We start from the raw sequence: 12,596 nt of genomic DNA on the forward strand, positions 1-12,596 counted from the left end.
CCTTTTTTCTTCAGTTATTCTGTAATTTAACTTCCAACCCTTATGAACTTGGAGGTTTCATTCATGATCATCCATCGTGCTCATATTATATAGAAGAAAGTCGTTTTTGATTTTCGAGCATAAAAAAAGCAGCGAGCTTTATAGCTCACTGCTTTATTCATTAAAAGACTATTCAATGATTGTAGATACAACGCCAGCGCCTACTGTACGGCCACCTTCACGGATTGAGAACTTAGTTCCATCTTCGATAGCGATTTTAGAAATAAGTTCAACTTCCATTTCTACGTTGTCCCCAGGCATAACCATTTCTACGCCTTCAGGAAGTTGGATAACGCCAGTTACGTCCGTAGTACGGAAGTAGAACTGTGGGCGGTAGTTGTTGAAGAATGGAGTATGACGCCCACCTTCTTCTTTTGAAAGTACATAAACTTCTGCTTTGTACTTATGGTGAGGAGTGATTGTACCAGGCTTAGCTAGTACTTGACCACGGTTGATATCGTCACGGTTAACACCACGAAGTAGTGCACCGATGTTGTCACCAGCTTCAGCATAGTCAAGAAGCTTACGGAACATTTCAACACCAGTTACTGTAGTCTTGAATGCTTCCTCTGCCATACCGATGATTTCAATTTCATCGCCAACTTTAACAGATCCACGCTCAACACGGCCAGTTGCAACTGTACCACGGCCAGTGATTGAGAATACGTCCTCAACAGGCATCATGAATGGCTTGTCGTTGTCACGCTCTGGAGTTGGGATATATTCGTCAACAGCGTCCATAAGTTCGAAGATCGCGTTAACGTATTGCTCTTCGCCTTCAAGAGCTTTAAGAGCAGAACCTTTAACTACTGGTACATCGTCACCAGGGAAGTCGTATTCGCCAAGAAGGTCACGTACTTCCATTTCTACTAGTTCAAGTAGCTCTTCGTCGTCTACCATGTCGCACTTGTTAAGGAATACTACAATCGCAGGTACACCAACCTGGCGAGAAAGTAGGATGTGCTCACGAGTTTGTGGCATTGGACCGTCAGCTGCAGATACAACTAGGATCGCGCCGTCCATTTGTGCCGCACCAGTGATCATGTTCTTAACGTAGTCAGCGTGACCTGGGCAGTCAACGTGTGCATAGTGACGAGTTTCAGTTTCGTACTCAACGTGAGCTGTTGCGATTGTAATACCGCGCTCGCGCTCTTCTGGAGCACCGTCAATTTGGTCGTACGCCATTGCTGTACCAGAACCAGAACGCTGGTGTAAGCAAGTAGTGATTGCTGCTGTTAATGTAGTTTTACCATGGTCAACGTGTCCAATAGTCCCAATATTAACGTGGGACTTGGAACGGTCAAATTTCTCTTTACCCATTCTAAAACTTCCTCCTTTAAATATAAGAAAATGTTATTGTAAATATATTTGTTGTACAGGAGCTAAAACCTTAAGGTCTTTAGCTCCTATACGTACAATACAAGTTATACTTGAGATTTACGAAAAAATCAATTATTGACCAGAATTTTTCTTGATAATCTCTTCAGAAATGCTCTTCGGTACTTCTTCGTAATGAGAGAAGTGCATAGTGTACGTTCCGCGACCTTGAGTGTTAGAACGTAAGCTTGTTGCATAACCGAACATTTCAGAAAGAGGTACAAATGCTTTAACAAGTTGAGCTGTACCGCGAGTATCCATACCTTCTACACGTCCACGACGGGAAGTTACGTCACCCATGATGTCTCCCATATATTCTTCAGGGATAACAATCTCAACTTTCATCATTGGTTCAAGAAGAACTGGTTTACACTTGTTTTTCGCTTCTTTAAGTGCCATAGAAGCAGCAACTTTATATGCCATTTCGTTGGAGTCTACATCGTGGTAAGAACCATCAAATAGCGTTGCTTTAATGTCGATTAGTGGATAACCGGCAACTACACCGTTTTCCATAGCTTCCTCGACACCTTGTTGAACTGATGCGATGTATTCACGAGGAATTACACCACCAACAACTTTGTTTTGGAATTCGAAGCCAGCGCCTTCTTCATTAGGCTCGAACGTCATCCAAACGTGACCGTATTGTCCACGACCACCAGACTGACGTACGAACTTACCTTCAACGTTCGCAGAACCGCGGAACGTTTCACGATAAGCAACTTGTGGGTTACCAATGTTCGCTTCAACTTTGAATTCGCGACGAAGACGGTCAACGATGATGTCTAGGTGAAGTTCACCCATACCAGAGATGATCGTTTGACCAGTCTCTACGTTTGTTTCCGTCTTGAATGTTGGATCTTCCTCAGCTAGTTTACCAAGTGCAATTGACATCTTATCTTGGTCAGCTTTAGACTTCGGTTCGATCGCAACAGAGATAACTGGCTCAGGGAATTCCATGGATTCTAAGATTACAAGGTTCTTCTCATCACATAGAGTGTCACCTGTAGCCGTATCTTTAAGACCTACACCAGCAGCAATATCTCCTGTGTATACTTCAGAGATCTCTTCACGAGAGTTTGCGTGCATTTGTAGGATACGACCTACACGCTCACGCTTATCTTTCGTAGAGTTTCTCACGTATGAACCAGAAGATAATACACCAGAGTATACGCGGAAGAATGTTAACTTACCAACGTATGGGTCTGTCATTACCTTAAAGGCAAGAGCTGAGAATGGCTCTTTGTCATCTGCTTTACGAACTACTGCTTCTTCAGTACGTGGAACGAAACCTTCGATTGGAGGTACGTCTAGTGGTGAAGGAAGGTAGTCAAGTACAGCATCGATTAATAATTGAACACCTTTGTTCTTGAAGGCAGACCCACAAAGAACAGGGTAGAAATCAACGTTTAGAGTAGCTTGACGGATCGCTGCCATAAGCTCTTCGTTTGTGAATTCTTCACCCTCAAGGTATCTCATCATTAATTCTTCATCGGATTCCGCAACTGCTTCAATAAGCTTACCGCGGTATTCTTCAGCTTGCTCTTTATATTCATCAGGGATTTCACGTGCTTCAAGACGTGTACCTAAGTCATCTTCGTAGAAGTAAGCTTGCATTCCGATAAGATCGATGATCCCTTCAAACTCATCCTCTGCACCAATTGGTAATTGGATTGGGTGAGCATTCGCACCAAGGCGATCTTGAAGAGTACCAGTAGAGTATAGGAAGTCAGCTCCTACTTTGTCCATTTTGTTAATGAAAACAATACGTGGAACACCGTAGGTAGTAGCCTGACGCCAAACTGTTTCTGTTTGTGGTTCTACACCAGATTGAGCATCTAATACAGCCACAGAACCATCAAGTACACGTAGGGAACGTTCAACTTCTACTGTGAAGTCTACGTGTCCAGGTGTATCAATGATGTTGATGCGGTGGTCTTTCCACTCTGCAGTTGTTGCTGCAGAAGTGATTGTGATACCACGGTCTTGCTCTTGCTCCATCCAGTCCATCTGAGACGCACCTTCGTGCGTTTCACCTAGCTTGTGAATACGGCCTGTATAGAACAAGATACGTTCTGTAGCAGTGGTTTTACCAGCATCGATGTGTGCCATGATACCGATATTACGTGTTCTTTCCAAGGAGAACTCTCTAGGCATGCGTTCTTCTCCTCCCTATTGGGTGATATAGTTTGATGTTCGTTCTTACCAACGGTAGTGAGCAAACGCTTTGTTTGCTTCAGCCATTTTGTGAACATCTTCGCGCTTCTTAACAGAAGCACCAGTGTTGTTTGCTGCATCTAGGATTTCGTTAGCTAGACGTTCTTCCATTGTCTTCTCACCGCGTAGACGAGAATAGTTAACAACCCAACGAAGTCCAAGTGCTTGACGGCGCTCTGGACGTACTTCAACAGGTACTTGGTAGTTAGATCCACCTACACGACGTGCTCTAACCTCTAGTACTGGCATTACGTTCTTAAGAGCTTGTTCGAAAGTTTCCATAGCGTCGTTTCCACTACGCTCTTGTACTAGTTCGAATGCTTTATAAAGAATTTTTTGTGCTTTACCGCGTTTACCATCCACCATGATTTGGTTGATCAGGCGAGTTACAAGCTTTGAGTTGTACATTGGGTCTGGCAATACATCACGCTTTGGTACTGGTCCTTTACGTGGCATACGGTCCCCTCCTTTCAATCTTACTAAAGTTTTATTAAGTGCAAGTTAACTTGCCTTATTTTTTAGGTTTTTTCGTTCCGTATTTAGAACGACCTTGCATGCGGCCTTCAACACCTGCAGTGTCAAGAGCACCACGTACAATGTGGTAACGTACACCTGGTAAGTCTTTTACACGTCCGCCACGGATAAGAACAACACTGTGCTCTTGTAGGTTGTGGCCGATACCAGGGATATACGCTGTCACTTCAATGCTGTTCGTTAAACGAACACGCGCATATTTACGAAGTGCAGAGTTCGGTTTCTTAGGTGTTAGCGTACCAACACGTGTACAAACACCACGCTTTTGTGGAGAAGACAGGTTAGTGAACTTCTTCTTGTAGCTGTTATAGCCTTTGTTAAGCGCTGGAGAGTCTGACATTTTCTTTTTAGAAACGCGACCTTTACGTACTAATTGGTTAATAGTAGGCATTAGATTTTCCTCCCTTCAAATTTAGCTTTTGTAATACCACACATCCAGGTGGTTCATAAATAAGCAAAAAACAAAGCTTTCGCGAAAGTTTGCCTTACCGCCAAAACTTTATTGCTTTATCGCTACTACAGCTGCTCCCACATCAATTCCACAAGCTTTTCCCAATTTCTCCATTGAGTCCACTCGTGCGAACGGAGTTTCAAACTCTTCTGCGAGTCGCAGTACTTTAGCCGTTACATGCTGATCAGCATCATCAGCAACAATAACTTCTTGAACTTGACCATGTTTTATAGCCTTCATGGTTTGCTTTGTTCCAATTACTACATTCGACTTAGCCTGTGCTACTTTTTCATAAGACATTTAACTATATCCTCCAAAGTAACAAGGATAAATGGAAGCACCTAGAATATAGTATCACCCGCTACTCATAATGTCAACGTGGTTCGTATATTTTTTCTAGATGCCTCCTAGATTATCACTTGCTTCATCAGCTTAATAAACCGAAATTAAGACTGTGGAATCTCTTCAGGCTCTTCAGCTTTAATCATATCTTCAGTTAATTCATCAGAAGCTGGTTGCACGGAACGATAGCGAGGCATCCCCGTACCTGCCGGAACCAACTTACCAATAATAACATTTTCTTTAAGTCCTAGCAATTCGTCACGTTTACCTTTAATCGCTGCATCCGTTAGGACACGTGTTGTCTCCTGGAATGATGCGGCAGATAAGAAGGAATCCGTTTCAAGAGATGCTTTCGTAATACCAAGCAGAACAGGACGACCAACAGCAGGTTGGCTACCTTCAATAAGGGCATCACGGTTAGCATCACGGAATTGGTGGATCTCAAGTAGTGAGCCAGGAAGTACATCTGTATCACCAGCATCAAGGACACGTACTTTGCGAAGCATTTGGCGAACCATTACTTCAACGTGTTTATCCCCGATTTCTACACCCTGCATACGGTATACTTTCTGAACCTCACGTAGAAGATACATTTCAACGCCTTCTACACCTTGGATTTTCAGTAGTTCTTTCGGATCTACAGAACCTTCTGTTAGTTCTTCACCAGCCTTGACGGAATCTCCAACTGTTACTTTCATACGGGCGCCATAAGGAGCCGTGTAACTACGTTTTTCAACTTCGCCTTGTACTGTGATCTCTAATTTCTCTTTCACTTCATTAATCTCTTCAACCGTACCATGGATCTCACTGATAACAGCTTGACCTTTCGGGTTACGGGCTTCGAATAGCTCTTGGATACGAGGAAGACCCTGTGTGATGTCATCCCCTGCTACACCACCTGTGTGGAAGGTACGCATTGTAAGCTGTGTACCAGGCTCACCAATTGATTGTGCAGCAATAATTCCAACTGCTTCTCCTACTTCTACTTCAGATCCAGTTGCTAAGTTACGGCCGTAACATTTCTTACATACACCATGACGCGTGTTACATGTGAACGCTGAGCGGATTGTTACTTTTTCAACACCAGCATCAACAATGGAACGGGCCATATCTTCTGTAATAATTTGATCACGTTTAGCCATCACTTCGCCTGTCTCTGGGTTATGAACCTTTTTGAACGCTGTACGTCCGATTAAACGGTCGATTAGCGGTTCAATCATTTCTGTACCTTCAGTAAGAGACGCTACTTCTAATCCTCGATCAGTACCACAGTCGTCTTCGCGGACGATTACGTCTTGAGCAACGTCAACTAAACGACGAGTTAGGTAACCTGAATCGGCTGTCTTCAGTGCCGTATCGGCAAGACCTTTACGAGCACCGTGTGTAGAGATGAAGTACTCTAGTACCGTCAGACCTTCACGGAAACTTGATTTAATCGGAAGTTCAATGATCTTACCAGCCGGGTTGGCCATAAGTCCACGCATACCCGCTAACTGTGTGAAGTTAGATGCGTTACCACGAGCTCCGGAATCACTCATCATGAAGATCGGGTTGGCTGGATCAAGTGATTGCATTAGACGATCTTGAATATCATCTTTGGCCGCTGACCAAATTGCAATAACACGATCGTAACGCTCATCATCAGTGATTAAACCACGACGGAACTGTTTCATGACTTTATCAACTTTACCTTGAGCTTCTTCAAGAATCTCTTGTTTCTCTGGAAGTACCACAATGTCAGATACACCAACCGTGATACCAGCTTTTGTAGAGTAAGCGAAACCTAGGTCCTTCATGCGGTCAAGCATTTTAGACGTTTCACTGATCTTAAAGCGTTTGAAGACTTCTGCGATAATGTTCCCAAGAATCTTCTTCTTAAATGGAGGAACTAATTCGCGCTTCTTAATTTCCTCTCTTACATCTGTTCCCTTCTCAATGAAGTACATTTCAGGCGTTTTGCCTTCAAGGTTACTTTGAGTCGGTTCATTAATATAAGGGAAGGATTCAGGCAGAATTTCATTGAAGATCAGTTTACCAACTGTCGTTAATAGAAGCTGGTTATTCTGTTCTTCAGTAAATGTGCCATTATTTAATGAACGGGCATGCACAGCTACACGTGTGTGTAAGTGAACATAACCATTTTGGTAAGCAATTAGTGCTTCGTTTGTATCTTTAAATACTTTGCCTTCCCCAACTGCTTCTTCACGCTCAAGTGTCAGGTAATAGTTACCTAATACCATATCCTGTGAAGGTGTTACAACTGGTTTACCGTCCTTAGGGTTAAGGATGTTCTGAGCAGCTAGCATTAAGATACGAGCCTCTGCTTGCGCCTCTGCAGATAATGGAACGTGAACAGCCATTTGGTCACCATCAAAGTCAGCGTTATAAGCTGTACATACTAATGGGTGCAGGCGAATTGCACGACCTTCTACAAGAGTAGGTTCGAACGCTTGGATACCTAAACGGTGAAGTGTAGGGGCACGGTTCAGTAACACTGGGTGCTCTTTAATAACTTCTTCTAGGACATCCCAAACTTCTGGATGAATACGTTCAATTTTTCGCTTAGCAGATTTAATGTTGTGTGCTAGTCCACGGTCAACAAGTTCACGCATAACAAATGGTTTAAATAATTCTAAAGCCATTTCTTTAGGTAAACCACACTGGTACATCTTCAGACTAGGTCCTACGACGATTACAGAACGACCTGAATAGTCTACACGTTTACCAAGTAAGTTTTGGCGGAAACGACCTTGCTTACCTTTCAACATATGAGAAAGGGATTTTAGAGGACGATTTCCTGGTCCAGTTACTGGACGACCACGACGGCCGTTATCGATTAAAGCATCCACAGCTTCCTGAAGCATACGTTTTTCGTTTTGAACGATAATCGTAGGTGCTCCAAGATCTAATAAACGCTTCAAACGATTGTTACGGTTGATTACACGACGATAAAGATCGTTTAAATCAGAAGTTGCGAAGCGTCCACCGTCAAGCTGTACCATCGGGCGAAGTTCCGGCGGGATGACAGGAAGCACGTCTAGGATCATCCAAGACGGATCATTTCCTGAACCACGGAATGCTTCTAATACTTCTAAACGTTTAATAGCGCGTGTACGACGCTGGCCTTGGGCTGTTTTCAGTTCTTCCTTAAGCGTGTCAACTTCCTTCTCAAGATCGATATCTTGAAGCAATCTACGAATGGCTTCAGCACCCATCATGGCTTGGAAGGACTTCCCGTACTTCTCGCGGTACGTACGGTATTCTTTCTCAGAAAGTAACTGTTTCTTTTCAAGAGCTGTATCACCTTGGTCTGTTACCACATATGCAGCGAAGTAAATGACTTCTTCTAAAGCACGTGGTGACATATCAAGAACAAGTCCCATACGACTTGGAATTCCTTTGAAGTACCAAATGTGAGAGACAGGGGCAGCTAATTCTAAGTGCCCCATACGCTCACGACGTACTTTCGCTTTGGTAACTTCTACTCCACAGCGGTCACAAACGATCCCTTTATAACGAACTCGCTTGTATTTACCACAGTGACATTCCCAGTCCTTTGTAGGACCAAAAATGCGTTCACAGAACAAACCGTCTTTTTCCGGTTTTAACGTACGATAGTTAATGGTTTCTGGTTTCTTCACTTCACCAAATGACCACGAACGGATTTTATCAGGTGAAGCTAAACCAATCTTCATATATTCAAAGTTGTTTACATCTAGCAAGGGGCCTACCTCCCTTATAATCTCCAGGTTTTACCCTAAGCTTAGAGTCCAGTGTCATAAGCTCTTACTCTATTGCGTCTTTAGGATCGCCATCTACATTCAGCTTTTCAGCTGACTGCGCTTCTTCTTCTTCAATATCACGTAAGTCAATCTCAGATTCATCAGCTGTTAGCATCTTAACATCCATACCTAAACTCTGTAGCTCTTTAATCAATACTTTAAATGATTCTGGTACACCTGGTTCAGGTACATTTGAACCTTTAACAATTGATTCATACGTTTTAACACGTCCAACAACATCATCGGACTTAACGGTTAGGATTTCTTGAAGTGTATAAGCAGCACCGTAAGCTTCAAGAGCCCAAACCTCCATCTCACCGAAACGCTGTCCACCAAATTGAGCTTTACCACCCAATGGTTGTTGCGTAACAAGGGAGTATGGTCCAGTAGAACGCGCGTGAAGTTTATCATCAACCATGTGCGCAAGTTTAATCATGTACATGACACCTACTGATACACGGTTATCAAACGGTTCACCCGTACGTCCATCATAAAGAATTGTCTTCGCATCACGAGCCATTCCAGCTTCTTTTAATGTTTCCCAAACGTCTTCCTCACGAGCACCATCAAATACTGGCGTAGCCATTCGGACACCTAGTAGGCGAGAAGCCATACCTAAGTGTAACTCTAGTACCTGACCGATGTTCATACGAGAAGGTACACCGAGTGGGTTTAACATGACATCTACTGGTGTGCCATCTGGTAGATAAGGCATATCTTCTTCTGGAAGAATCTTAGAGATTACACCTTTGTTACCGTGACGACCGGCCATTTTGTCACCTTCAGAGATCTTACGCTTCTGAACGATGTAAACACGAACCAACTGGTTTACACCAGGAGGTAATTCGTCTCCATCTTCACGGTTGAAGATCTTAACATCAAGCACAATACCACCGGCACCGTGTGGAACTCTTAGAGATGTATCACGTACTTCACGTGCTTTCTCTCCGAAGATTGCGTGTAGCAAGCGTTCTTCTGCTGAAAGTTCTGTTACACCTTTAGGTGTTACTTTACCAACTAGCAGATCACTGTCACTTACTTCCGCACCAACGCGGATAATACCGCGATCATCAAGATTCTTAAGCGCGTCTTCCCCAACGTTCGGGATGTCGCGAGTAATTTCTTCAGGTCCAAGCTTCGTATCACGTGCTTCTGATTCATACTCTTCAATATGAATAGAAGTGTAAACGTCATCTTTAACAAGACGTTCACTCATGATAATCGCATCCTCATAGTTGTAACCATCCCATGTCATAAAGGCAACAAGAGGGTTTTTACCTAGTGCAAGTTCACCTTTTTCCATAGAAGGACCATCAGCAAGGATTTCTCCTTTTTCAATACGATCACCAGCGCTAACAATAGGCTTCTGGTTATAACATGTACCCTGGTTCGAACGGATGAACTTCTGGAAACGATAGCGATCTAAATCGCCTTCTACTTCTTTACCGTCTACAACTGAAATACGACGAACAAGAACTTCCTTAGCATCAACACGTTCTACAATTCCCTCGTGATGCGCTACAACAGCAGCACCTGAGTCTTTACCAGAGACATATTCCATACCTGTACCAACTAGTGGAGATTCAGGTTCCATCAATGGTACAGCTTGACGTTGCATGTTCGCACCCATTAGGGAGCGGTTGGAGTCATCGTTTTCTAAGAAAGGAATACAAGCTGTCGCAGCAGAAACGACCTGTTTTGGTGAAACGTCCATATAGTCAATACGTTCACGTTTAACAGCCGTGTTCTCACCACGGAAGCGAGCAATTACTTCTTCATCTTGGAATGAGCCATCTTCTTCTAACTTCGCGTTTGCCTGAGCAACAACGTAGTTATCTTCTTCATCAGCAGTTAGATAATCAATTTGAGCTGTTACCTTCCCTGTTTCAGGGTCCACACGACGATATGGTGTTTCAATAAAGCCAAATTTGTTTACTTTTGCATAAGATGAAAGAGAGTTAATAAGACCAATGTTTGGTCCCTCTGGCGTTTCAATCGGACACATACGACCATAGTGAGAGTAGTGAACGTCACGTACCTCGAAACCTGCGCGCTCACGCGTTAAACCACCAGGTCCTAGTGCGGACAGACGGCGTTTGTGCGTTAACTCTGCAAGTGGGTTCGTTTGGTCCATAAACTGTGATAGCTGAGAACTACCAAAGAACTCTTTAATGGATGCAATGACCGGGCGGATGTTAATCAGTTGTTGTGGAGTAATAGAAGCTGTGTCTTGAATGGACATACGCTCACGTACTACACGCTCCATACGAGATAGACCAATACGGAATTGGTTCTGTAGAAGCTCCCCAACTGAACGTAGACGACGGTTACCTAAGTGGTCAATATCGTCCGTGCCACCTACATCATGAAGTAAGTTAAAGAAGTAACTTACCGCTGAAAGGATATCAGAAGGCGTAATGTTCTTAGTACTGTCATCCACATTAGCATTACTAATGACGTTAAGTGTTTTTTCTCCTTCAGGATCTGTTGGATCTACAATCTTAACGTTTTGAATCTTCATAGGGTCATCTAGCACGCCATCATGAGGTTCTACGATTTCATCCCCTAGATTCTCTTCAGAACCTTCTAGGTATGGTAGAATCTTATCTAATAAACGACGATCTAGTTTATCCCCTTTATTTGCAAGGATTTCACCTGTTTCCGGATCAGCTAATGATTCAGCTAACACTTGGTTAAATAGGCGATTCTTGATGTGTAACTTCTTATTAATCTTGTAACGACCTACGTGTGCAAGATCATACCTCTTTGGATCAAAGAAGCGTGAAACAAGTAAACTCTTCGCATTCTCTACTGTTGGTGGTTCACCAGGGCGAAGTCGCTCATAAATTTCTAAAAGAGCTTTTTCACTGTTTTCCGTATTATCCTTCTCAAGCGTATTCTTAAGGTATTGGTTGTCACCAATAAGATCAATAATCTCTTGGTCTGTACCAAATCCTAGTGCACGCAATAAGACGGTGATCGGAAGTTTACGAGTACGATCAATACGTACGTGAACTACGTCTTTTGCATCTGTTTCAAACTCTAACCAAGCACCGCGGTTAGGAATTACAGTAGCTGTATACCCTCTCTTACCGTTCTTATCTACTTTTGGACTAAAGTAGACACTTGGAGAACGAACTAACTGAGATACGATAACACGCTCTGCACCATTAATGACGAAAGTACCTGTACCCGTCATTAGTGGGAAATCACCCATAAATACTTCCTGCTCTTTCACTTCGCCAGTTTCTTTATTAAGCAAGCGTACTTTAACACGAAGAGGAGCTGAATAGGTGACATCTCGCTCTTTTGATTCATCTACAGGATACTTAGGCTCTCCGAGAGTGTAATCTACAAACTCTAAAGAAAGGTTGCCTGTAAAGTCCTCAATCGGTGAAATGTCTTGGAACATCTCCCTCAAACCTTCTTCCAAGAACCAATCATAGGAAGCAGTTTGAATTTCAATTAAGTTTGGTAACTCGAGTACTTCGCTGATACGCGCATAACTTCTGCGCTGGCGGTGTCGTCCATACTGAACTAGTTGACCTGTCAACTGATTCACCCCTCAAATCAAGCATTTTAATAAAGAAAAAATTGTCCGGCAAAAATGGCATGCCGAACTAGCTAGTACAGAAAGATCATTCCTGCACCAGGTTAATCTATAAATACATTCGCACTAGGCGAATGTAATTGAACAATTCCGTTTCTCTAACGTTAGACAAAAGAAAAAAGGGTTTCTATAAGAAAACCACAATATACGATTTGTTTATTCGATTTTACCAGTCTTGCCTAACGGAAGGCATTTATACGTAAAAAGTTTAAAAAAACTCTTGACATAGAAACTTATATATTGGCAT

Annotated in this window: 7 protein-coding genes; all 7 read right to left on the reverse strand. The window is 43.0% G+C overall.

What is annotated here, in order from left to right; translation table 11 throughout:
- Window positions 1-168: 168 nt before the first annotated feature.
- The 7 genes from tuf to rpoB all read right to left on the reverse strand — a co-directional run bounded on the left by tuf (window position 169) and on the right by rpoB (window position 12,292).
- Window positions 169-1,359, reverse strand: a complete 1,191-nt coding sequence (tuf, locus tag LQ226_RS20150) for an elongation factor Tu (protein WP_207528831.1) — start codon at window positions 1,357-1,359, stop codon at window positions 169-171.
- Window positions 1,360-1,491: 132 nt separating this feature from the next.
- Window positions 1,492-3,570 carry an elongation factor G gene (gene fusA / locus LQ226_RS20155; RefSeq protein WP_231419831.1) on the reverse strand — a complete coding sequence of 693 codons (2,079 nt, stop codon included), beginning with the start codon at window positions 3,568-3,570 and terminating at the stop codon, window positions 1,492-1,494.
- Window positions 3,571-3,615: 45 nt separating this feature from the next.
- Window positions 3,616-4,086 (reverse strand): 30S ribosomal protein S7, encoded by a 471-nt coding sequence (gene rpsG, locus LQ226_RS20160; RefSeq protein WP_188655924.1) that lies wholly within the window; start codon window positions 4,084-4,086, stop codon window positions 3,616-3,618.
- Between the two features lie 55 nt (window positions 4,087-4,141).
- Window positions 4,142-4,555, reverse strand: coding sequence for a 30S ribosomal protein S12 (gene rpsL, locus LQ226_RS20165; protein ID WP_231419832.1), 414 nt, complete (start codon window positions 4,553-4,555; stop codon window positions 4,142-4,144).
- 108 nt (window positions 4,556-4,663) lie between these two features.
- Complete coding sequence (locus LQ226_RS20170; RefSeq protein ID WP_231419833.1) at window positions 4,664-4,915, reverse strand: 50S ribosomal protein L7ae-like protein; 252 nt, start codon at window positions 4,913-4,915, stop codon at window positions 4,664-4,666.
- Between the two features lie 146 nt (window positions 4,916-5,061).
- Entirely contained in the window at window positions 5,062-8,679 is a 3,618-nt protein-coding gene (rpoC, locus tag LQ226_RS20175) for a DNA-directed RNA polymerase subunit beta' (protein WP_231419834.1), read from the reverse strand.
- 64 nt (window positions 8,680-8,743) lie between these two features.
- Window positions 8,744-12,292 (reverse strand): DNA-directed RNA polymerase subunit beta, encoded by a 3,549-nt coding sequence (gene rpoB / locus LQ226_RS20180; RefSeq protein WP_231419835.1) that lies wholly within the window; start codon window positions 12,290-12,292, stop codon window positions 8,744-8,746.
- Window positions 12,293-12,596: the final 304 nt, after the last annotated feature.

The sequence above is a fragment of the Pontibacillus sp. HN14 genome, from assembly GCF_021129245.1.
In the GTDB taxonomy this organism is placed as follows: Bacteria; Bacillota; Bacilli; order Bacillales; family BH030062; genus Pontibacillus.

Coding starts and splice junctions, on each gene's coding strand:
- LQ226_RS20170 (WP_231419833.1), bottom strand. CDS start 4,915: ATGTCTTATGAAAAAGTAGCACAGGCTAAGTCGAATGTAGTAATTGGA.
- rpsL (WP_231419832.1), bottom strand. CDS start 4,555: ATGCCTACTATTAACCAATTAGTACGTAAAGGTCGCGTTTCTAAAAAG.
- tuf (WP_207528831.1), bottom strand. CDS start 1,359: ATGGGTAAAGAGAAATTTGACCGTTCCAAGTCCCACGTTAATATTGGG.
- rpsG (WP_188655924.1), bottom strand. CDS start 4,086: ATGCCACGTAAAGGACCAGTACCAAAGCGTGATGTATTGCCAGACCCA.
- fusA (WP_231419831.1), bottom strand. CDS start 3,570: ATGCCTAGAGAGTTCTCCTTGGAAAGAACACGTAATATCGGTATCATG.